The 21,303-nt window shown below is 59.3% G+C and carries 17 protein-coding genes; 10 read left to right on the top strand and 7 right to left on the bottom strand.

Translation table 11 applies throughout. The features are described from left to right. Nucleotides 1-71: 71 nt before the first annotated feature. Complete coding sequence (locus ACYQ54_RS03815) at nucleotides 72-1,037, bottom strand: sensor histidine kinase (RefSeq protein ID WP_460079496.1); 966 nt, start codon at nucleotides 1,035-1,037, stop codon at nucleotides 72-74. A 269-nt stretch (nucleotides 1,038-1,306) separates the two neighbouring features. After that, nucleotides 1,307-2,317 carry an AraC family transcriptional regulator gene (locus ACYQ54_RS03810; RefSeq protein WP_460079494.1) on the bottom strand — a complete coding sequence of 337 codons (1,011 nt, stop codon included), beginning with the start codon at nucleotides 2,315-2,317 and terminating at the stop codon, nucleotides 1,307-1,309. Between the two features lie 332 nt (nucleotides 2,318-2,649). Here ACYQ54_RS03810 and ACYQ54_RS03805 point away from each other — a divergent pair, with 332 nt between their 5' ends. Further along, nucleotides 2,650-3,219: a TetR/AcrR family transcriptional regulator gene (locus ACYQ54_RS03805; RefSeq protein ID WP_460079492.1), complete on the top strand. Its 570-nt coding sequence runs from the start codon at nucleotides 2,650-2,652 to the stop codon at nucleotides 3,217-3,219. A gap of 46 nt (nucleotides 3,220-3,265) precedes the next feature. Here ACYQ54_RS03805 and ACYQ54_RS03800 read toward each other — a convergent pair whose 3' ends face one another. After that, a complete protein-coding gene (locus ACYQ54_RS03800) occupies nucleotides 3,266-3,829 on the bottom strand; it encodes a hypothetical protein (protein WP_460079491.1) in 564 nt (187 codons plus the stop codon). Between the two features lie 442 nt (nucleotides 3,830-4,271). Between ACYQ54_RS03800 and ACYQ54_RS03795 the strand changes: the two genes are divergently transcribed. After that, entirely contained in the window at nucleotides 4,272-9,473 is a 5,202-nt protein-coding gene (locus ACYQ54_RS03795) for a phosphorylase family protein (RefSeq protein ID WP_460079490.1), read from the top strand. A gap of 484 nt (nucleotides 9,474-9,957) precedes the next feature. On the opposite strand, the gene lysM is transcribed toward ACYQ54_RS03795, so the two are convergent. Together lysM and ACYQ54_RS03785 are read right to left on the bottom strand one after the other, a co-directional pair. After that, the gene (gene lysM / locus ACYQ54_RS03790) at nucleotides 9,958-10,392 is read right to left on the bottom strand and encodes a peptidoglycan-binding protein LysM (RefSeq protein ID WP_460079487.1); all 435 of its coding nucleotides are present in this window, start codon (nucleotides 10,390-10,392) and stop codon (nucleotides 9,958-9,960) included. Nucleotides 10,393-10,554: 162 nt separating this feature from the next. Then, a complete protein-coding gene (locus ACYQ54_RS03785; protein ID WP_460079485.1) occupies nucleotides 10,555-11,415 on the bottom strand; it encodes a DMT family transporter in 861 nt (286 codons plus the stop codon). A gap of 161 nt (nucleotides 11,416-11,576) precedes the next feature. On the opposite strand from ACYQ54_RS03785, the gene ACYQ54_RS03780 reads away from it, so the two are divergent. The 6 genes from ACYQ54_RS03780 to ACYQ54_RS03755 all read left to right on the top strand — a co-directional run bounded on the left by ACYQ54_RS03780 (nucleotide 11,577) and on the right by ACYQ54_RS03755 (nucleotide 17,351). Further along, entirely contained in the window at nucleotides 11,577-12,968 is a 1,392-nt protein-coding gene (locus tag ACYQ54_RS03780; RefSeq protein WP_460079483.1) for an aminotransferase-like domain-containing protein, read from the top strand. A gap of 150 nt (nucleotides 12,969-13,118) precedes the next feature. Next, nucleotides 13,119-13,889, top strand: coding sequence for a MauE/DoxX family redox-associated membrane protein (locus ACYQ54_RS03775; RefSeq protein ID WP_460079481.1), 771 nt, complete (start codon nucleotides 13,119-13,121; stop codon nucleotides 13,887-13,889). 196 nt (nucleotides 13,890-14,085) lie between these two features. Further along, nucleotides 14,086-14,427 (top strand): ArsR/SmtB family transcription factor, encoded by a 342-nt coding sequence (locus ACYQ54_RS03770; protein WP_330559841.1) that lies wholly within the window; start codon nucleotides 14,086-14,088, stop codon nucleotides 14,425-14,427. Beyond that, a complete protein-coding gene (locus ACYQ54_RS03765; RefSeq protein ID WP_460079479.1) occupies nucleotides 14,424-15,350 on the top strand; it encodes an SRPBCC family protein in 927 nt (308 codons plus the stop codon). Before ACYQ54_RS03770 ends, ACYQ54_RS03765 begins: the two co-directional genes overlap by 4 nt. A 241-nt stretch (nucleotides 15,351-15,591) precedes the next feature. Continuing rightward, the gene (denD, locus tag ACYQ54_RS03760; protein ID WP_460079477.1) at nucleotides 15,592-16,578 is read left to right on the top strand and encodes a D-erythronate dehydrogenase; all 987 of its coding nucleotides are present in this window, start codon (nucleotides 15,592-15,594) and stop codon (nucleotides 16,576-16,578) included. Further along, on the top strand, nucleotides 16,575-17,351 hold the full coding sequence (locus ACYQ54_RS03755; RefSeq protein ID WP_460079475.1) for an SDR family oxidoreductase: 777 nt from the start codon (nucleotides 16,575-16,577) through the stop codon (nucleotides 17,349-17,351). Before denD ends, ACYQ54_RS03755 begins: the two co-directional genes overlap by 4 nt. A 43-nt stretch (nucleotides 17,352-17,394) precedes the next feature. Here ACYQ54_RS03755 and ACYQ54_RS03750 read toward each other — a convergent pair whose 3' ends face one another. Next, a complete protein-coding gene (locus ACYQ54_RS03750) occupies nucleotides 17,395-18,312 on the bottom strand; it encodes a LysR family transcriptional regulator (RefSeq protein WP_460079474.1) in 918 nt (305 codons plus the stop codon). 147 nt (nucleotides 18,313-18,459) lie between these two features. Here ACYQ54_RS03750 and ACYQ54_RS03745 point away from each other — a divergent pair, with 147 nt between their 5' ends. Both ACYQ54_RS03745 and ACYQ54_RS03740 read left to right on the top strand, forming a co-directional pair. After that, complete coding sequence (locus ACYQ54_RS03745; RefSeq protein ID WP_460079472.1) at nucleotides 18,460-19,026, top strand: hemerythrin domain-containing protein; 567 nt, start codon at nucleotides 18,460-18,462, stop codon at nucleotides 19,024-19,026. A gap of 75 nt (nucleotides 19,027-19,101) precedes the next feature. Then, nucleotides 19,102-20,139, top strand: coding sequence for a glutathione S-transferase C-terminal domain-containing protein (locus ACYQ54_RS03740; RefSeq protein WP_460079470.1), 1,038 nt, complete (start codon nucleotides 19,102-19,104; stop codon nucleotides 20,137-20,139). Between the two features lie 54 nt (nucleotides 20,140-20,193). Here the strand turns inward: ACYQ54_RS03740 and qhpR are convergent, their stop codons facing one another. Continuing rightward, on the bottom strand, nucleotides 20,194-21,219 hold the full coding sequence (gene qhpR / locus ACYQ54_RS03735) for an AraC-like transcriptional regulator QhpR (protein ID WP_460079468.1): 1,026 nt from the start codon (nucleotides 21,217-21,219) through the stop codon (nucleotides 20,194-20,196). Between the last annotated feature and the right edge of the window lie 84 nt (nucleotides 21,220-21,303).

The following is a 21,303-nucleotide window of genomic DNA, read 5'->3' as shown; positions in this document are numbered from 1 at the left end:
CCGGGGCGGCATCGGGCTTGGCCACGCTCCATGAGGCCGGCACCGGCTTACCTGTGCCGGAAAGCTGAAAATCAGACTGCTGCGAAGTCTCGTGCCTTGCAGGCTCGTTCGGGAACCTTCCGGCGGATCGAGGCCGGTTTCGCGTCATTGGCGGGCAGGGCCGGCAGGCGCACGGTCAGCACTGCGCCTCTATCGCTGCTTCCGCCACCGTACTGGGTCGCAATCTCGCCCTGTCCGCCGTTCTGGGCGGCAATCTTGCCCCGTCCACCGTTCTGGGCGGCAATCTTGCCCCGTCCACCGTTCTGGGCGGCAATCTTGCCGCCGTGCCGTTCGGCAATCAGCCGCGCGATCCAGAGACCGAGGCCGGAGGAAGGCCCGGGCCGGGTGGCCTTGGCGGAAAGTTGCGTAAAGGGGCGGAAGGCCCGGGCAATATCGGCGGCGGTAAAACCCTGACCCTGGTCGCTGATGCGCACGCTCACGCTGCCGTCTTCCACAGGTGTGATCGCGCACAGAACAGTGCCTTTGTCCGGGCTGTGGTGCACGGCATTGCCGATGAGATTGTCGAAGGCCTCGAACAGCAGCTCTGCATCGCCGCAGATCAGGCAGGGGGAGGCCGCGTCAATCTGGAGGTCGACCGCATGACGGCGGGCGAGGGGCTGATTGACGGCGACTGCAAGCGCCAGAACCTCTGCCAGATCGATCGGTCGAAGCACGCAGGAGAGCGGATCCCTGCCTTCCTTACCACGCCTGACCAGGGCGCTGAGACTGCTGGTCAGGTGCTGGAGAATGCGGTCAGCCTTTGCGGCGTTGTCCGCAATGGCGGGCTGGCCTTCCCAGGTGGCGCATTGCGCGATGTCCTCGATCAGCAACGAGAGGTTGGATAACGGGCCGCGCAGGTCGTGGGCGACGATGGAAAGTGTTCTGCCATAGGCGTTGCTGTCGCCCGTCTTGTCTTGCCGGGGCAACGCTGCCGGAATGTGTGACGATGCATGATCATGCCTGGCCGGACTGCGGGCCGTGATCTGTTCGATAATCATTTGGCGCTCCTTGTCTCAAAAGCCCTGGAGCGCTGCGGGAAAGTGCCCGGTGATGACCGCTCCGTCGTTCGATGACCTTTGAATACGCCGGGAGAGGCCTTGCGGTATCGGCCGGGCCTGCCACTGTTTTGGCCCTTTCTGCCAAGCTTGGTGAAACCTGCCAAAAGCGAGCAAACACGCCAAACCCGGCCAGGGTTGGCCGGGTCTGTCCGTGTCCCGCGGGGGAGGGCTTTAACGGGGCTTTCGGAAGCTGATAGCCGCCGGTGGCTTCAGGCGATTACGGCCTGCTGGCGGAATTGTGCTGGTGGCTGGCCGACCCAGCGCTTGAAGGCGCGGGTGAAGGTGCTCTGTTCGGAAAAGCCGGTCAGAAAGGCAATTTCGGCAATAGAGCAGCTGCTGCCGGCCAGCAGTTCCCGGGCCAGTTTCGTCTGTGCCTCGCGCAGCATGTCGCGATAGGTCAGACCTTCCTCCGCAAGGCGGCGATAGAGCGTGCGTTCGCTCATGCCGAGATCGCGTGCAATCTCGGCTGCGGAAGGCACGCCGCTGCTGAGGGTTTTTGACAGACGGTTCAGGAGATCGCGCGTCAGTGCACTGCCGGCGGGAAGCGCGTCGATTTCCGTATCAAGATGGTCCGTCAGGAAGGTGCAGACGCCCTGATCGCCAAGCCGGTTCGGCAGATCCAGCATCGGGCGGGGCATCACAATTGCGTCCTGCGCCGCACCAAAGCGGACCGGGCAGCCGAAAAATTCCGCGTAGCGCTCTGCCGCGCCCCTGCAGGGATGGCGAAAGGTGACCGCCTCAATCTGCAGGCGCGGGCCAATTTGAGACGCCAGATTATGGGCAAAGCCGGCAAGGGCACATTCGTTGCGAAGATGCAGGATCGGCTGGGGCGAGGTCTGCCCGGCAATGGAGAAGACAGCAAGCGGTCCGTCTTCCTCAAGGCAGTAGACGGCCGTGTCGGTCACCAGCCGGAAGTAGCGCTCGATCAGATGCAACGTGTTGCGGAGGGTCGGTGCTGTTTTCAGGGCAAGGCCCAGAACACCGAGATCGTCTGCCTTGATGTTCCGTGCATAGGCAAACACCAGTCCTGCCTCGTCCGGGTACCAACTGCGGATCCAGTCTAACAATTCGAAATGGGCCGTATCCGGTATCCGGCCGTCCTCGGTATGCACGACGTGGCGGACGGTGCCGTCGGCCGAGACTAGCTTGCCGTCACTGGTCATGGTCAAGCCGGCGGTGGCGGCCATGGCGCGGGCAAAGGCGGAAATGATACTGGCCATCGTCAGCCCCTCCGTGCTGAAGGGCGCACCGAGGAAGGGGCCTGATCTTGCACTGTCGCAGAACACACGCCGGATGCGGGTTCACCACCAAGGGCAATGCTTGAGACCAGACGCCGGTGTCCGGGGCAAGTGCCCGCGTCGGCAAGAGCGTGTACCGCGATCTGTATTCCGGACATGACAACCGCCTTCCTGATCGAAAACGTGACGTTGAGGAATTTTATACAGACAGGTCTGTCTATTTGTCAATAAGGCGTGATATCCTTGTGTGGGGATGGACGGGAAGGGGGCGAACAGGATAGAAAAACAGACAAACCTGTCTGTATATGGAGATGATGGTGCAATCACGCCGAGACGAGCTCGTGGATACCGCCCTCAGGCTGTTCTACACGCGCGGGTTCAATGCGACCGGAATTGACAAGATCCTCGCAGAGGCTGGGGTGGCCAAGATGACGCTCTACAAGCACTTCCGCTCAAAGGAGGAGCTTATCCTGGCCGCGCTCAACCGCCGGGACGAGCAGTTCCGCAACTGGCTGATGGGTGAAATGGAAAAAGCCTCGCCCCGGCCCAGAGACCGCCTTCTGGCCATGTTCGACGCGCTGGAGGAGTGGTTCAACGGCCGTGCCTTCAAGGGGCTCGGTTTTCATGGTTGCGCCTTCATCAATGCCGCGAGCGAGTTCGGTGACCATCAGCACCCGATCCACCGCACGGCGGCGGAACACAAGCAGAGGATTGTCGATTATCTGGAGCCGCTGTGCCGGCAGGCGGGAGCCGAAGACCCTGCAGCCCTTGCCGAACAGCTCGCCCTTTTGAAGGAAGGCGCCATCGCCACCGCTCAGGTGCGCGGCATGCCGGCCGCCTCCAGAACCGCCAAGGCAATCGCTGAAACGCTGATCCCCACCTGACGGCAGGCGTTCGGCGGCAGAGATTGCTTCAGCACTCAAAGCCCGGTCAGATGCGGAAGGCGATGCCGGTCTGCTGTTCGGCCAGCTTGCCGAAATGCAGCTTCAACAGCTTGTGGTCATCCTCGGTGGAGGTCTGGAAGCTGCGCCGTTCGGTGTCCTTGACGATCAGGAAGGCGGCGGCCCAGATGCCGATCAGGAAGCCGGTGTCGTCGCGCAGCTCCAGCCGGTGGCCGATCAGGTCACTGCCATCCAGGCCCACCGCATCCTTGCTGCCGCAAACCTCCAGGCAAATCAGTCCGTTCTCGTAGAACCGCCAGGAGATCTTGTGCAGGACACAGTCCTTGATGGCCTGATCCGACGTCCAGACGAACTCCTTCCAGGTGACCGCGTCTTTCTCCGGGCCGATCTCGCCACTGTTGTGGATGTCGGACACCATCAGCCGGTGGGTGGAAAAATCGAGCGTCGCGGAGGGGCGCGACAGCGGAATCCAGGCTGTGCCCGTGTCCCCCGTCACCGCCTTCTGCAACGCCTCAAACCTCTCCCTGGCCTCATCACCGACACCAAGTTTCCCCAGCAGGGGCTTTGCAAAAACCGAAGCAAGCTGAATCACGACCGCCTCCCGTGGTGGACGTTACCGGGTCACCCCGTTTGCCGGGACGAAAAGCAGGGTACAGGGGAGACGGGGATGTGACGAGGGGGATGACCGGAATGGGGACGAGAGGGGACTGGCGGGTTGCTTGCGCCAATTGGGTTTAGCTGACATTCGTCTGCCCTGAATGCGCTGGCGCTTCCGGCCCAAAGCTGCAATAGGGCAGGGGCTCAATTAATGTCGGCTTCGTGCCGCCCATTCAGCCGTCCGACCGTTTTTGCAACTTCCTAATAGCAGACGCTGGCAGCGGTCCGAGCCAGTCGTCAGCAGTGCGCCGTTTGTCAGAATTCTGGGCACACAACTAACCGTTGAAGCTTTTTTAGGCGGCCCTATACTGCACCAATGACATTTGTTTATTGCAGTTGGGCACTCGCGGAACGCAACCCGCCAGAGTGGGGTGAGCATGTTTGAGTCCGCAGAAAAGCTTCTGAGCGACGCCGAAGCACGGGGCATGAGGAAGGCGCTGATCATCACAGCGCTGCCGCTGGAGCTTGCCGCTGTCAGAGCGCACCTAAATCATCTTGGCTCCGTCATGACGGCCAACAAAGATGCCGTGTTCGAGTTCGAGCAATTCAGCGCCTCGGGTCAAGAATGGCTAGTGGTGACGGGTGAAAGCGGCGCTGAAGTTTTGCCTGCGGGCATTTTCGTCAAAAACGCCCTTCAGGAATTCGGCCCATTCGAGATCATCTTCTTCGTGGGAGTAGCTGCCACACGCAAACCCGACGACGCCCCGGTAGGTTCGGTGATGGTATCACGCCATGTTTATCTCGCCGAAGTCGGCAAGTACAAGGACGGGAAATTTCAGGCGCGTTCGCGCATGCTGCATGCCAATCCTATCCTTCACGCCCTTGCACAAAAGGTTGTTCGCGATGCGAAGTGGCAGGCAAGAATCGCGCCTCCCTATGCAGACACGAGTCCGGGTGAGAAGAACTATCCTGAGCCCTTCCCGCCAGACGCGGTCGTTTGCCCAATCGTTTCAGTAAACTCGGTTTCAGCAGATCCCGATTCTGCCCTTGAGGAGCATATTTCGCAGACCTATCAGGATGCGACAGGCCTTGAGATGGAAGGGTACGGCGCGCTGTTCGCCGCCGAGCGGGAACTCACGCCTTGTATAGTCATTCGCGGCGTTTCCGACGATCGTGAGCACAAGGAGCAGAAGCTCGACAAGATACACCAGCCTATAGCGGCTGGGCACGCCACCGCATTCGCACTCGAGCTTCTTGATGTGTGGAGTCTAACACAAGAGTCTCCATCACTGTATGCTCAAGCAATTGTTACTCCAACTAATCCACCAGCCGCACCAACACTGGCTAACCCTGAAGAGAATGCCGAGCGAACTGAGGTCGTGGAGCACTTGCCGGGGTCTGCAGCAGACTATCCTGCGGAACGCCGTGATCAACTGCTCGCGGCGTTCCGCAGTGCATCTGATGACGAAACAGCGGAGATTGTAGGCACGGAAGAGGGCTCCTTCCACCTCTTCATCAGTATGCTCAAGTCCAGATGGGACAAGTTGAATCCAACTGAGTTCGCCAATGCACTGGAAGAGCGCTCTGCTGTGCGAGTGTTCGGCGTAAGTACGGTGGAAGAATTCCGAAGCGCGGACGAAATCGGAACAAAGCTTCTCGCAGCCTCACAGCCGCTTTTAAACTGGCCGCAGACGCTGCCAGATGGAACATCTATCACGCGGCCAGAGCTCACGACATTGATCGCTGCGATAGACGGCCATGATTCAACGGCAATGGTCCTTCTAGGAAAGCCTGGGTCCGGCAAAACATCCTTGCTGGCCAAGCTGGCCGATACTCTCAAGGCGAATGGCACTCCGTTTTTGGCGATCAAAGCTGACCTGTTGGATGCATCTGTAAAGTCCGAAGAGGATTTGCGCGCCGTTCTCGCGTTACCCTCCCTTCCGTCCACGATGCTTACCGATCTCGCCCAAGTTAGACCCGTCGTTCTCATTATTGATCAGCTAGACGCTCTAGCAGGTTATCTCGACCTGCAGACTGGGCGCTTAAGCGTCCTCTTGAACCTGGTTCGGCAACTTGCGTCGGCGCGTAATATCAAAATTGTTCTCTCCGCGAGAACGTTTGAGTACGAGCATGACGCGCGTCTGAAGAGCGTACAAGCCTCTAGCCTCAACCTTGAGCTTCCAGCGTGGAGCGAAATCGAAAAACTTTTGAAGGAAAAGGGGATCAATGCGGCCGCTTGGCCCGCCGACGCACAGGACCTCCTGCGTACTCCGCAGCAACTAGCGACTTTCCTGAAGCTTCCCAACTCCTCCCAGAAGGAGCCGTTCCTCAAATATCATTCGATGCTTGAAATGCTTTGGCAAGAACGGCTGCTGAAAGCTCCAAACGGTCCCGAAGTTGTGAAACTGGCAAGCAGGATCGCTGAGGACATGGCGGAGAAAGAAGTTCTTTGGGTTAGTCGCGCGCGCTACGACGACCGAGTGCAGGAGATAGAGATACTACTCGCAAACGCGATTCTAAGCACACCTCCAGACACACCAGCGAGCATAGGGTTTTCTCACCAGACAGTGTTCGAGTATGCGCTCGCACGACTTTTCGCACAGAATCCCGGCGAATTGACCGCCTACGTCCTAAGCCGCGAAGGATCGCTTTTTGTTCGTCCTAAACTTTGGGCCAGCCTGACTTATCTGCGCGCGGTTGAACTCCCAACCTATGAGGGAGAAATCAAGAGCCTCTGGGATAGTGAAAACCTTCGCGACCACCTACAGCTGCTCTTGGTTGAGTTTATCGGACAGCAGACGAAACCGACGGAAATGGAGGCGGTCATACTTGGCGAAGCGCTGTCCTCTCCTGCGCAAAGACGGATCGCGCTGCAATCCATTTCCGAAAGTCCGGGGTGGTTCCACCGACTGAAGAACACACACATCGCTCAAGCGATGAAAGATCCCGGTGAGGCAGGTATAGCTGTTCCTATTCTCATGCGTGCAGGAGCCGTAGAGGATGTCATCGAACTCATTGAAGAAAACTGGCTGCCCGACCAGCAGTTTGACACATATTCCTGGTATGTCCTTGAAGACGCGAGCCCATGGTCAACACGGCACCTAGAGGCAGCAAAAAGAATCATCGACCGAACTAACATCGCACCGTTTGCATTCGATGGCCTGCTGATGACGGTCGGAGCCGAACAACCGGAATATGCGATCAAACTCGCTGCGCACAGACTGACGGTAAAACTTTCGGAGGCGAGCGCTGAGGCCGAACGTCGGGCGGCGTTACCTGAGGTGCAAGACGAGCAAAACAGGATCGTGTTTTCCCTTCAAACGCCCGGGCATGCTCTGGAGAAATCCGCTGAAGAGGGTGACGGATGGGACTCCCTTGAAGCGCTCGCGAAGGCAGCGCCTGAGGTGTTTCTGCACGAGGTCTGGCCTTGGTTTCACAATCTCCTGGAACTTCTCCGAGGGTATGAGAAAGGCAAAGTAACCAGACGCTTTCCGGTATGGGGTCTAGATCTTCGATTTGAAGAGGAGGGAACGCTAAACCTGCCAGAGCGTCCGATCTTGGGAGCACTTCGTGTCGCCCTCGAAACATTGGCTGCTGCAGAAGGCAATGGGTTCATTGATTGGCTCGCCGTTCATGGAGCTGAGAACGCTGAGCCTGCGCAGCGGCTTTTTGCAAACGCGCTCGCTGTGGAAGCAGAACGCTACGCATCAAGGTCATTTGAGTTCTTCCTACACGATCAACGGCGTTTCCACCTTGGAAATATCGAAGACCTGTCGGAAACCTCTAAGCGTCTGGTACGGAGGGCATCACCTTTCTGGACGGATGGAGAGTTGGCTCTATTCATAAAGACGGTGCGTGCCTATACGCCAGAGCCTGAAGAAGGCTTTGATGCTTCCCAGCGCAAGCACGTTATCCGCGATACAGCCAAACTGAGGCTTGAACTGCTCGAGGAACTACCACAAGACCGTTTATCGCAAGAAATCTTACGATTCATAGCCGAAGAGCAGCGGCGGTTTGGCGTTTCTAAACGAGGCTCTACCTTTAGCGGCCCGATGTCTATTGGATCACCGATGTCGTCCGAGGAAATCGGTCTTGCTAGTGATGACGATGTCATAAACGCCTTTAACGAATTGCCTGATGCCACGGATTGGGACAATCCGAAGACATGGGAAAAGGGGGGCAACATCCAACTTTCTCGCGCGTTGGCGGAGTACGCTAAAACTGATCCTGAGCGTGTTGTTTCATTGTTGTCCAAGCTCACCCCAGAAACCGGTAGCCGGGCAGCGGGCTATGCGCTCGATACGATGGCAGAACAGGCCGATCCCAACCTTATAGTCAAAACGCTTGCGGACCTCGACGATCAGGGTTTCGGAGGGGAGGAGTTTCGTGGCAATGCCGCAAGGGCAATAGAGCGCTTGATCCGCCGTGACATAGCGATCGATGACGTGACATTAGACAGGCTGATGAGTTGGCTCGCGCCGCCAACGCAAGTCGAGCCGGAAGAACCAGACGAAGATGAGGATCTTCTTGCGGAAGTCATCAGCGATGTAGGCGGGCGCGACAAGAGCGAGAGAGTCGAAAGCATCTTATGGGGCATGGGAGGCGGGTCGACTTTGCCTCAGGGGAATTATCCCATTCTCGAATCCATTGTTCGAGTTTTGCTCGCTCGGCGTGATCCCGAACGAGCCCTTGCGATCCTGAGTAAGCACTTGGAAATGGATGAAGATGAACGCGTCTGGTCAGCGCTTATCAGGTTTTTCCGGTATCTGGTGCCTAAGGACACCGCGCAGCTGTCCGCATTTTTGACCAAGCTCTATGAGAAATACCCGAATCTCGTCCATACACGTGAAACTGCTATAAGCTTCGCCTATCTGCACTGGAACATTCCCGACTTCATCCATCAAATGATGGAAAACTGGAAGGCGATGTCTCAGCCACGGATGCAACAAGCCTTTGGTGAGATTACTACCCTTGTGTGGCTCATGCAGCCCAAACTCACTTGGACTGATCCACTGATTGAATACATTGTTACCGCCGCGCCAGAACAGGCGCGCACAGGCGCTGCCTACGCTTGCATAAATGTCTGGTCTGACATCGGCAAAACGAATCTGCCAGCCGATCTGCTAATCCGCATTATTGCGCTCCATGAGGAAGAGCCGTGGGGTGTTGTCATGGACATCTTCCGGCTCGTCGACGAAATCGAGCCAACGCCCGATTGGTCCCGCCTGCTTGAAGTGATTGCGGACGAAATTCCGCGGCAAAAAACGGTCTATCCAACCTTTGTCGTGGAAAGGCTTCAAACTTTGCTGCCGCACAAGGCCGGCCTCGTTGCACGCTTAGCGCTTGCTCTCACTGAAAAATGGAAAGCTGAACTTGCGGATATGGCGACGGATACTGCCTCCGCCGCGCCAGAACTTGTCGATCTGGCGATCACGCTTCACCGGCTTTCACCTGACACGCGAGATGAAGGGATAAAGCTCTTTGAACAGCTTCTGTACCTAAACGCTTATACTGCTCGTGACACCCTCAATCAGATTGATAATCGCTTTCCAGGTCGAGGCTCGGTACCAGCCAGACGACGTTTGCCGCGTCGGAGCAGAAAGAGCGATCGTAAGGCGCGGCGGGCTGCCACTGCTTAGCTCTGAATAAAAGCTGTTTGAGTACTTCTGGCCCCAAAACCGCCTTCAGCATTGAGGTTCGATGAACGGCAGCTTTTCAACTGGTTCGGCTGGAAGTGGTCAGGCCGCTCTCCGCCTCTTTTCGGTCCTTCGTTCCAACTGCCGCGAACGTCCGCTTCCCGCCCAATTTAGACTTTCGCACATCAAGCAGCGAATGAGCGCATTGCAGATCGGGCCGAAAACTTGCGAATGTCCGGTTGGGGAACGCAAAGCTGCCCCGTCGCCTTCCACAAACAGCGACAACGCATCCGGAGACCGGGCTGTTGCCGACTTGCCGTGTCAGCCGGGATAACCCGAGGACTGACGTAAGCTTTCACTCAACGGTCGAATGCAGCTTGCTGCCAAAGGATCAGCAGGAGGGAGACGCTGTTTTTATCGCCGACGGAGCCGGAGCGCACAGCTCGGTCTCCCTCCAGGGAGTTGACCTTGTGTTACTGAAGGCAGATCAGAGCGCGGGGATGCGCAGGACCTGACCCGGATAGATCTTGTCCGGATCGGACAGCATCGGCTTGTTGGCTTCAAAGATCGCCTGATACTTGGCGCCGTTGCCGTAGACCGTTTCGGAGACCTTCCAGAGCGTGTCGCCCTTGACCACCGTGTGGAACCTGGCTTCCGGCTCGTTGCTCTCGACGGTGATTTCTTCCTCGACCTTGGAAATGCCGAGCACGTTGCCGGCGGCAAGGATCAGCTTTTCACGGGCTTCCTGGGTGGGGGCCGCACCTGCGATCTTGACGGTGTCGCCGTTGACTTCAACCTTGACGTCGCCGTCGAGGCCAAGGTCGGTAACTTCCTTTTCGATGGCTTCCGCACTTGCTTCCGGTGCATCGTCGTCGCCAAACAGCGTCTTGCCCGCATCCTTCACGAAATCAAAGAAACCCATGTCTTTTTTCCTCTAAGTCAATTCAGCCGAAATCCGCCGGTACGCCCCGGCGGAGGCAATTTCACGGTACGGAACCATATTGCAAAATTCTCCGGTGGGCGGAAGCAAATTCCGGCCGGGCAAGGCGCGGACTGCAGGAGGCGGAGGGAGAGGGCGAAGCCCTCAGGCGAAGCGCTTGGCGCCGGCAACGCAGCCCACCACCAGCGTGGTAACGAGGATCATGGTGGAGGACACCGGTTCGTGCAGCAGCAGGCTGGCCAGCATCAGCCCGAAGAAGGGCTGCAGCAGCTGCAACTGGCCAACACCTGCAATGCCGCCGATGGCAAGGCCCCGGTACCAGAAGATGAAGCCCACCAGCATGGAGAAGACAGACACATAGCCAAGACCGACCCAGGCGGGCGTTTCGACGCCCGACCAGCTGTCCGGCCATGTCAGCAACGCGAGCGTGCCCATGACGGGAAGCGACAGGGCAAGCGCCCAGGAAATGACCTGCCAGCCGCCAAGACGACGGGAGAGGGCACCACCTTCCGCATAGCCGAAGCCGCAGACGATGACCGCCGCAAGCATCAGGAGGTCGCCCTTCAGTGAAAGATCGGCGCCTTGGGACAGCGCATAAGCGGCAACCGCCGCACTGCCTGTGCAGGAAAACACCCAGAAGAGGGGTTTCGGCCTTTCGACCCCGCGCAGCACGCCGAAAAGGGCAGTTGCAAGGGGCAGGAGGCCGATGAAGACAATGGAATGCGCGGCGGTGACGTGTTGCAGGGCGAGTGCCGTCAGCAGCGGAAAGCCGACGACGACACCAAGGGCGACAATCAGCAGTGAAACCAGATCGCTCCGCTGCGGCCGCGCCTGCCGAAGAAGCAGCAGCACGGCAATGCCGAGGAATGCCGCCACGACAGCGCGGGCGGAGGTCAGGAACATCGGGCTGAAGCCGCCGAGCGCAACCCGCGTCGCCGGCAGTGAGCCGCTGAAGATGAGAACGCCCAGGAGCCCGCTGCCCCATCCTGCCATCGATGCCTGCATGTCTGGTTTTCCTGTTGTCTTGTCTTCGAGTGTTCCCGTTTGGCGGAACAAATTGCACGATCAGGACTAGTCCGGCGGGGCTGGTCAGGACAGAGACAGTGCAATACAATTTATAAAAACTGTACTGCTTACACTTGCCATACACTTCAACGGATGCAGCCATGGAACAGGACACGCGCACAGCCAGGGTGATGGGCGCCGTCAAGCGCAAGATCGCCAGCCGGGCGTTGGAGCCGGGCGAAAAACTGCCGTCCATCCGCGGCTTTGCCGCCACCATGAGGGTGTCGCCCTCCACCGTGGTGATCGCCTATGACCGGCTGGCGGCGGAAGGTGTGATCTATGCCCGTCGCGGCTCGGGCTTTTATGTTGCCGATGCCGCGCGGCCGTTCGCGGTTGCGGAGGTCGGGCCGCAGCTTGACCGGGAGATCGACCCTTTCTGGGTGTCGCGCCAGTCGCTGGATGCCGGGCCGGATGTTCTGAAGCCCGGCTGTGGCTGGCTGCCGGCGGACTGGATGCCGAACGAGGCCATGCGCCGTGGCCTGCGCGCGCTTGCGCGGGCTGGTGGGGGCCATCTGTTCGACTATGGCGAAACCCGGGGCGCTGCGAACCTGCGCCACCTGCTGGCGCGGCAGTTTTCAGAAGAAGGCCTGGAGGTGAACCCCGCCCAGGTCCTGCTCACGTCCTCCGGCACGCAGGCCATCGACCTCATCTGCCGATTCTTTCTGCGGCCGGGCGACACGGTTCTGGTCGATGACCCGTGTTACTTCAATTTTCAGGCGCTGCTGAAGGCGCACAGGGTGGAGGTTGCCGGTGTGCCGTTCACGCGCTGCGGACCGGATACCGAGCTGTTCGAAGAAGCGCTGACCCGGCACAAGCCCAAGCTCTACATCACCAACTCCGGCCTTCACAATCCCACCGGCGCGACGATCTCGCCCCAGGTTGCGCACAAGGTCCTGAACCTTGTGACAGCCCACGGCCTGGTGGTGATAGAAGACGATATTTTCGGCAGCTTTGCGCCAGAACCCCTGCCGAGCCTCGCCGTTCTCGATGGACTGGAGCGTGTCATCCGCATCGGCAGCTTTTCCAAGACCCTGTCTGCCTCCGTGCGCTGCGGTTACATTGCCGCTCGAACGGACTGGATCGAGGCTCTTGTTGACCTGCAAGTGGCCACCAATTTCGGTGGCCCAGGACCGGTCGCGAGCGATCTTGTCTATGGCGTCCTGAGCGACGGCAGTTATCGCAAGCACATGGAAGCCTTGCGGGTGCGCCTTGCGAAGAAGCGGCGCGAGGTTGCCGGTAGGCTGGAGCGGCTCGGTATTACGCCCTGGCTCAGCCCCAAGTGTGGCTTTTACCTCTGGTGCAGTCTGCCGGACGGCCGGGATGCAGCCGCCATTGCCCGCTCCGCGCTGCGCCGGAACGTCGTTCTTGCCCCCGGCAATGTCTTCAGTGTTTCACAGTCGATGACCGGGTTCCTGCGGTTCAATGTCAGCCAGATGGGAGAGGGGCGCGTGTATGAGGTGCTGGAAAGCGCAATAGAGCAAGCTGGCACCTGATGACCCGCAACCATCGGGTTCCTCTTGCGTTTGCCAGACACAAAACAGCATCTGGCCGATGCGGCATGCCCAAGTCTCGTGAGACGATTGTTCCTTCGATGGAGGTGAATGCGCCCGGTCAGACCTTGCTTGACCAAGGAGCCTCATGTGATGACTGGTACAACCGCCAAACAGACAGCCCGCCTTCACCGCATGGTCATGCCCGGGCATATCTGTCCCTACGGTCTCAAATCCAAAGACCTGCTGGAGCGGCAAGGCTATGAGGTTGAGGATCATCACCTCACGACCCGTGAGGAGACCGACGCCTTCATGCAAAAGCACGGTGTCGAGACGACCCCGCAAACCTTCATCGGAAACAAGCGGATCGGCGGGTATGACGCCCTTCGTGTCCATTTCGAACTCGACCCGCCTGAAGAGGAACGGAGCGACACGACCTACCGGCCGGTGATTGCCATCTTTTCCGTCGCGCTGCTTCTGGCGCTTGGCCTGTCCTGGCATCAATATGGAACGCCTGTCAGCTTGCGGGCAGCCGAATGGTTCGTATCGCTCTCCATGACGATCCTTGCGATCCAGAAGCTGCAGGATGTGGAGAGCTTCTCCACCATGTTCCTCAACTATGACCTGCTGGCCCGACGCTGGGTTCCCTATTCCAGAATCTATCCCTATGCCGAGGCTTTTGCCGGCATTCTGATGACGGCCGGTGCCTTGGTCTGGCTGTCGGCACCGGTGTCCTTCTGCATCGGCCTGATCGGTGCCGTCAGTATTTTCAGGGCGGTCTATCTGGAGAAACGTGAGCTGAAATGCGCCTGTGTTGGTGGCGGTTCCTCGGTTCCGCTCGGTTTCGTCTCGCTGACCGAAAGCCTGATGATGATGGCCATGGGGCTGTGGATGCCTGCTCGGGCATTGCTGCTGGGGGGATAATGCCGGGATGACGTCCTTTTCCGGTGACACGCAGCCCAATTACCAGGCGCGCATTCCTCCAATCCAGGAAATATTTGCGCTAACCATTTGACTTAAAAGATATTTATCCTGTTTCTGGTTTGGTTTTCCGTGAAAACTTAGCCAATCGACGAAGTTTTTTCTTGCGCTCAGAGTGGCTTTCGCAATACTTAGCAATATGGCTAAGCATGATCCTGACCTCTCCCTGTTGTTCCATGCGCTGTCCGACCCGACGCGCCGGGCAATGTTGACAAGGCTCGCCAGTGGCCCGGCACGGGTGACGGACCTTGCCGAACCCACCGGGCTGAAACTGCCGACGGTGATGCGCCACCTGTCCGTGCTCGAGGAGGCGGGGTTCATCACCACCGCCAAGGATGGGCGCATACGCACCTGCGCCATCGTTCCGGAAGCCATGGAACCGGTGCGGACATGGATCGATGAACAACGCGCCATCTGGGAGGCCCGCCTCGACAGGCTGGATGCATTTGTAATGAACGTCATGAAGGAGACCGGAGAATGACGCAGAACGTGGCTCTGGACAGCACAGCCTCCAACACGGCTGGCGAAGGACTAATCGGATTTGCAACGCTCAGTTTCGAGCGCGACATGGCAGCACCTGCCGAAACCCTGTGGCAGGCCTGGACGGCGCCAGCGGCCAGGGCGGTCTGGGCAGCGCCATCACCTGCAGTCACCGTGGAGTTTCTGGAGGCCGACACAAGGGTGGGGGGACGCGAGATTTCGCTCTGCAAGGTGGATGGTCAGCCCGACATGCGCTGCGAATGCGGTTGGCTGGAACTGCAGCCACCTTTGCGCAGCGTGAATTACGAAGTGATCTCGTGCCAAGGTGAAACGCAGTCGATTGCTCTGGTGACGGCAACTATCGCCGATTTGGGCGAAAGCAGCCGGCTGGCCGTGACAGTGCAGCTTTCCTCGCTGGGCTCGGATATGGAAGGCGGGTATCGGGAGGGCTTCAATGCGGGGCTGGACAACCTTGCAGGCGCTGCTGAGCGCACGATGATCCTGCAACGGGTGATCCGTGCACCGCGATCCGTCGTGTGGGGAGCCTGGATGAATCCGGAGACGCTGCCGCAATGGTGGGGGCCGGACGGTTTCTCCTGCCGCACCAAACGGATCGATTTGCGCGCAGGCGGCGAATGGGTGTTCGACATGATCGCGCCTGACGGCACGGTGTTTCCGAACCATCATCTCTACGCTGATGTCCGGCCGGATGAACGGCTCAGCTACACGCTTCTGTGGGGCGAGAACGGCCCGAAACATGCTGATGCCTGGGCCTCGTTCGAGGAAGAGGACGGAGCAACGAAGGTCACCCTCGGCATGGTCTTCAGCACAGCGGCGGAATTCCAGGAAGCGAAGGGCTTCGGCGCCGTGGAACTGGGACAGCAGACCCTGGGCAAACTGGAAAGCTTTATCCAGGCAGGCTGAGCGGTTTTGCACCTGTCATCTCGCTGGGGCGCCGAAGGTGGCCCCAGCGGACGTCTCCTGCGCACGCATCATCCGTTGCCTGGAGGGCGAGACAGTCATCAAAGCGGAGGCTCCGCAGGGCAAGCAGGTTGTATGTCGGCCTGGAGAACACCTTTCCGCTTAATCCGCCTTGCCCTTCCGCTCAATCTCCGCAAGTCTCCATTGGAACGTTCCTGCCCCTTGAACTCCGCGGAGACCCTCCATGCACATTCTCGTCATCGGCGCTGCCGGTATGGTTGGCCGAAAGCTTGTTGAAAAGCTGGCAGCGGAACCGGGCATTCTCGGTTTCGAGGTGTCGCGGCTGACCCTTGCCGATGCTGTTGCGCCCGCCGTTCCTGCGGCGCTGCCAGGTGTTGCGGAGGCGGTCACCGTGGACCTCTCCAAGCCCGGAACGGCACAGACGCTGATCGCTGTCCGCCCGGATGTCATCTTTCACCTTGCGGCCATCGTCTCCGGCGAGGCGGAGCAGGAATTTGAAAAGGGCTATGCCGTCAATCTTGACGGAAGCCGCGCGTTGTTCGAGGCCATCCGGATCGAAGGCTCGCGCGAGCCGTATTTTCCGAAGGTGATCTTTGCCTCATCGATTGCCGTGTTCGGCCAGCCGTTTCCCGAAAAGATCGGCGACGAGTTCTTCACAACACCTCTGACAAGCTACGGCACGCAAAAGGCGATCGCCGAGTTGCTGCTGGCAGACTATAGCCGCAAAGGCTTCTTGGATGGCATTGGTCTGCGCCTGCCGACGATCTGCATTCGTCCGGGCAAGCCAAACAAGGCGGCCTCCGGTTTCTTTTCCAACATCATGCGCGAGCCGCTTGCCGGGGGGGAGGCCGTTCTGCCGGTGGATGACAGTGTGCGCCACTGGTTCGCAAGTCCGCGCGCCGCAGTCGGCTTTTTCGTTCATGCCGCGCGGCTCGACACGGCTCGCATGGGCCCGCGCCGCACGGTTACGCTGCCGGGTTTGTCCGCCACAGTCGGCGAGCAGATCGAGGCATTGCGACGGGTTGCCGGAGAAAAGGCTGTCAGCCTGATCCGCCGGGAACCGGACGAAGCCATTGTCCGTATTGTTGACGGCTGGCCAACGAATTTCGATGCCAGGCGAGCCCTGGAGCTTGGGTTCCAGGCGGAAACCGGCTTTGACGACATCATCCGCATACATATCGAAGACGAACTGGAAGGCAGAATTCCATGACCGCAGACGGGTTTGACGTGAAGGGCAGGATCGCACTTGTGACCGGTGGCGGCACGGGTGTCGGCAAGGCTGTTGCCGCTGGTTTGAGCCGGGCCGGCTGGCGGGTTCTGATCAGCGGTCGTCGCAAGGATGTTCTGGAAAAGACTGCTGCCGAGCTTTCTCGCGACAGTGGCAACGAAGTGTCCTGGATTGCTGCGGATGTAGGCGATCCGGCATCCGTGAAGGCCCTTTTCGACGAGATTTCGACGACGTTCGGAAGGCTGGATCTGCTGGTCAACAACGCCGGTATCTCAAATTCTTCCGTTCCGTTGGAGGAGATTTCGTTCGAGGAGTGGAGCGCTGTCGTGGCGGCGAACCTGACCGGGGCGTTCCTGTGCACCCAGCAGGCCTTCCGGCTGATGAAGGCGCAGGAGCCGCGCGGCGGACGCATCATCAACAACGGCTCCATTTCGGCAACGACGCCAAGGCCGAATTCTGCCCCCTATACGTCGACCAAACATGCCATCACCGGGCTGACGAAATCGACAGCGCTGGATGGACGGCCTTTCGATATCGCTTGCGGTCAGATCGACATCGGCAATGCGGCAAGTGACATGACGGCAAAAATGAGCGGCGGTGTGTTGCAGGCCAATGGCGAAACCGCTGCCGAGCCGACCATCGATCCGGCACATGTCGCCAACGCTGTCACCTATATGGCCAGCCTGCCGCTGGATGCCAATGTGCTGACCTTGACGGTGATGGCGACCGCCATGCCCTTCGTCGGCCGGGGCTAGGACCGCGGCGCGAGCGGCTCTGGTTCGGGCTCAGGCTTCAGAGTCAGGCCGCTTTTTCCGGCTCGTTGCCAAGGCCGGAAAGACATGCGGCCCGGATCTCCTCGGCAAAGAGGCGCATGCGGCGGTTGAGCCGGTGTTCGCGGGCGTGGAGCAGATAGATACCCCAGGCAGGCACGGCGATGTCCGGTAGCAGGGACACCAGCTTTCCGGCAGCCAGCGCGTCCGTCACGATGAAATCGGGCAGACGGCTGATACCGTGACCCTGTACGGTCGCGTCCAGAAGAAACGCGCCACTGTTGGAATTGAGTGCAGGCTGGAATTCAATCCGCTGACGCTTGGCCTTTTGCGTTTGGAACTCCCAGGCAGCCCGGCGTGCCCAGCCGAAATGTAGAAGCCGGTGCTGCTGCAGGTCGTCAATCGACTGCGGCACTGGGTGCTGGCGCAGGTAGTCGGGGCTTGCGAACAGGCAATGCTCCACTGTGCCCAGCTTCATTGTGATGGCGTTTTGGGGCCGCGTTTCGGTGATGCGGATCGCAAAGTCATAGTTTTCTCTTGCAAGATCGACCAGCCGGTCATCGAAATCCACGGTCAGCTGAATTTCCGGGTGCCGGGCCTGGAAATCGATCAGCGCCGTGTTGAGGAATCCATGGCCGAAATCCCTCGGGATGGAAATTGCCAGGGGGCCGGAAGGGGCCGTGCCGCTGCTCAGGAAGTCGTCCTCGATCTCATCCACATCGCTGACGACACGGCTTGCGCGCTGGTACAGCTCCCGTCCGGGTTCGGTCAGGTCCCAATGCCCGGGCGAGCGATCGACCAGCCGGGTTCCATAGCGGTCTTCCAGCAGGGACAGGCGCCGGCTGACGGCCGACTTGGCAATGCCGAGCTCCGAAGCGGCTTTCGAGATACTGCCGCTGGCAACCACCTGAACGAACAGGCGCAGGTCTTCCATCTGTCCCAACATGTTCTCCAAATTAGAACGTATGGCTCTTATTTTGATATCTGGTTATGAAAATTGCAACTTCCTATCTGTGGCAGAACCTGATGTGCCGGACCGGTTCACGCGAGAGGACTCGTGGTCGGGCCTGCCGACAAGCTGATAGGAAACGTCATGACCGCAGATATTGAAATTCGCACCACGGAAATGCCCGCGGACATGCGCATTCTGCTGGATGCGTATCCGCGCGAGACCTGGGAGGCTCACCCGGGCTTCAAGGAGAAAACAAGCAACTGGCTGGGGGCACATGTGATGTTCCGGCAATTGGCGGAACTGGTGCGTCTCGAAACGGAGGCCTACCTGGAAAAACAGCGGGAACCGGTCGGTTTTGCGGCAAGACTGTCACGTTACGGTGACCTGCTGGTGCGCAATCTTCACGGGCATCATACCTGGGAAGACAAGAGCTACTTTCCGGAACTCTGTGAGGCTGACCCGCGTTTCGAAAAGGGTTTGCAGATCCTGGAACAGGATCACGAAGCACTGGACGGGATGCTGTTCCGGCTCTCGCGAACCGCCAATCGGGCTATCAAGCTGGTTCAGCTCGACGAAGCGCAAGCGCGAGAGGAAGCCGGTAAACTGCAGCCGGTGACGGAAACCATCGAAACCCTGCTCGCACGCCACCTGAGCGATGAGGAGGAACTGGCGGTGCCGATCATCCTGCACCATCGCCTGCGCGGTTAGTTGCAAATCCTGGCCGGGAGCAACTTTGCCCCCGGCCATGCCTTGGTCGTAAAGTGAAGGAACCGGAGGAAGACTATGCCGAAGCCGACTGCCGATTTGTCGAAGGAAGAAAACCAGGCCGATGCCGCCAGCCGCCGTGCGGAAGGAGAATTCGTGCGCGGTGTCAGCGGGTTTCGCTCTGCTATCGGCGATGCGGATTTTCCGGCGGAACCCGGACGTTATCACCTGTTCGTTGCGCTCAATTGCCCCTGGTGTCACCGGGTAACGCTTGCCCGAAACGTGCTCGGGCTTCAGTCCGGCGTTTCCATGGATGTTGCCTTTCCGGGACGGACGGACAAGGACGATCCGGCAGGTGAGAACCTTTGGCAATTCAGCCCTGAGAAGGTCGCGAGTCTGACGGGGGAACCCTTGCCGGAATGCACGCAGGAAACGGCGACGGGCGAAGGCCTACGGCTGGTACAGCAGATCTACCGGGCCGAAGGGTCGGAGGAACGATCGGTTCCGGTTCTCTATGACAAGAAGCAGAAGCGCATCGTCAACAATGAAAGCGCCGAGATCATCCGCATGCTGAATGCTCACGCGGGGGAGCTGGGCAGCACGATTGCACAAGACATACGCCTTGACCTTTATCCGGACGACGCCGACCTGCAGGCAGAAATCGATGCCCTGAACGAGGCGATCTATACGCGGATCAACAATGGTGCCTACAAGGCCGGGTTCTCATCCGACCAGAGTGTCTACGCGGCGGCTTACGAAAGCTATTTCATCATGCTGGCAGAGCTGGAAGACCGTCTGGCAGCCGGTGGCAGGCCGTATCTGACCGGCGACGATTTCACTGAAGCGGATCTGAGGTTGTTCCCGACGCTTTACCGGCACGACCCAGTTTATTTTTTGCGCATGAAACTGAACGGTGCGCGCATTCTGGATTATCCAAATCTGTGGCGCTGGCTGTGCAGGGTTCACGCCTTGCCGGGAGTTGCCGAAAGTTCGTCACTGATCCATTGCAGGCAGGGCTATTTCGGGCGGTCCTGGAACAACGTTGTGCCGCTGGGGCCATTCCGGCCGATGCCTTATCCGCAAGCCTATTCGCATCCTGAACTTGCAGGTCGCTAGTAATTGGCGCGAAGACGTGACTTGACCTCGTTTGTCGTCCCAAACGCGCCGTGGTCACCGGTCGGGAAGGCGGCCGTAACTCAGCCGGTACTGTTTCGGTGTCATGCCGGTCCGACGCTTGAACGCCCGCTCGAAGGCGGTCTGATCAGAATAATCCAGTTCGCAGGCGATCTGGGCCAGTGAATGACTGGTGTCGACGAGGGCGTGGCGCGCCACGCGATAGCGGCAATCGTCCAGAAGCGTTGAAAAGCGCAAGCCTTCCTCACTCAGATGTCTGTGAAGACTGCGGCGGGACAGGCCGAGCCTGCGGGCAACGGCTTCCTGGTCGGACGTGCCGGTGCCAAGCCCTTCATAGATTGCCGTACGAGTGCGCGCGGTCAAGGACTTGGCGCGGGCCTTGCCGGCAAGTGCCTGGCTGAGGCTGGCAAGAGCGTTTCTATAGTGTCCGCTGCTATCCTGTGGCATCGGTGCGGACAGGACCTTTTCAGGAAAACTGAGAGCGTTCGTTTCGCAATCGAACAGGCAGAAACTGCCCGCTGTCTGCGCCCAGACCGACAGCGGGCGGGCGGCGGTATGTTCAAAGCAGATGAGATCCGGCTGCCAGTTGGGCCCGGCACCGCGCCGAATGAGTTCGGTGAGGACGGAAAGCGTGAATTCGGCGTCCTGCCGGCGCGGCCAGATGTCAGGGTTGAGAATGCGGTAGGTGAGGGTGGCAACACCATCTTCGACGGTCAGCTGCAGATCCGTCTCGCTCTGAACGAATTTTATGAAACGTTCGAAAGTGCGCAATGCGGATCCAACGGTAGACGCGGTCAGAAGCGCATCGCCCAGTTCACCCAGGTCGCGAAGGTTCAGCATGGGACCGGATTGCCAGCCGATGCCTGGCTGGCTGAGCATGGCAGCGCCATGTTCGTAAATCTCGACAAATGCATAGAGCGGAATTTCAAACTGAGGGTGCTGCCAGGCGTCGACCGGCACGCCGCTCTGGCGTCCCAGGGCAGCCGGCTCAAGTCCCTTGTCGATCAGCATGGACTGCAGACCGCTCAAGGCACCTGATATGATTGTGGCACCTGTTGGCATGACCCCCGCCTCTCCCGAAAGTCCCGCTTTGTCCAACTGCCGCGGTAAACGGCAAGTGGAAGCGACAACTACACCAGAGTTCCG

The sequence above is a fragment of the Roseibium sp. LAB1 genome, assembly GCF_054658235.1.
Note: the sequence above shows the minus strand (reverse complement) of the source record. Positions and strands in the feature narration are given on the sequence as shown.

What these genes read in the sequence shown, in the direction of transcription:
- ACYQ54_RS03780 (WP_460079483.1), top strand. Translation starts at nt 11,577, where the DNA reads ATGGAACAGGACACGCGCACAGCCAGGGTGATGGGCGCCGTCAAGCGC.
- qhpR (WP_460079468.1), bottom strand. Translation starts at nt 21,219, where the DNA reads ATGCCAACAGGTGCCACAATCATATCAGGTGCCTTGAGCGGTCTGCAG.
- ACYQ54_RS03745 (WP_460079472.1), top strand. Translation starts at nt 18,460, where the DNA reads ATGACCGCAGATATTGAAATTCGCACCACGGAAATGCCCGCGGACATG.
- ACYQ54_RS03750 (WP_460079474.1), bottom strand. Translation starts at nt 18,312, where the DNA reads ATGTTGGGACAGATGGAAGACCTGCGCCTGTTCGTTCAGGTGGTTGCC.
- ACYQ54_RS03810 (WP_460079494.1), bottom strand. Translation starts at nt 2,317, where the DNA reads ATGGCCAGTATCATTTCCGCCTTTGCCCGCGCCATGGCCGCCACCGCC.
- ACYQ54_RS03775 (WP_460079481.1), top strand. Translation starts at nt 13,119, where the DNA reads ATGACTGGTACAACCGCCAAACAGACAGCCCGCCTTCACCGCATGGTC.
- ACYQ54_RS03740 (WP_460079470.1), top strand. Translation starts at nt 19,102, where the DNA reads ATGCCGAAGCCGACTGCCGATTTGTCGAAGGAAGAAAACCAGGCCGAT.
- ACYQ54_RS03785 (WP_460079485.1), bottom strand. Translation starts at nt 11,415, where the DNA reads ATGCAGGCATCGATGGCAGGATGGGGCAGCGGGCTCCTGGGCGTTCTC.
- ACYQ54_RS03755 (WP_460079475.1), top strand. Translation starts at nt 16,575, where the DNA reads ATGACCGCAGACGGGTTTGACGTGAAGGGCAGGATCGCACTTGTGACC.
- ACYQ54_RS03815 (WP_460079496.1), bottom strand. Translation starts at nt 1,037, where the DNA reads ATGATTATCGAACAGATCACGGCCCGCAGTCCGGCCAGGCATGATCAT.
- lysM (WP_460079487.1), bottom strand. Translation starts at nt 10,392, where the DNA reads ATGGGTTTCTTTGATTTCGTGAAGGATGCGGGCAAGACGCTGTTTGGC.
- denD (WP_460079477.1), top strand. Translation starts at nt 15,592, where the DNA reads ATGCACATTCTCGTCATCGGCGCTGCCGGTATGGTTGGCCGAAAGCTT.
- ACYQ54_RS03765 (WP_460079479.1), top strand. Translation starts at nt 14,424, where the DNA reads ATGACGCAGAACGTGGCTCTGGACAGCACAGCCTCCAACACGGCTGGC.
- ACYQ54_RS03805 (WP_460079492.1), top strand. Translation starts at nt 2,650, where the DNA reads ATGGTGCAATCACGCCGAGACGAGCTCGTGGATACCGCCCTCAGGCTG.
- ACYQ54_RS03770 (WP_330559841.1), top strand. Translation starts at nt 14,086, where the DNA reads ATGGCTAAGCATGATCCTGACCTCTCCCTGTTGTTCCATGCGCTGTCC.
- ACYQ54_RS03795 (WP_460079490.1), top strand. Translation starts at nt 4,272, where the DNA reads ATGTTTGAGTCCGCAGAAAAGCTTCTGAGCGACGCCGAAGCACGGGGC.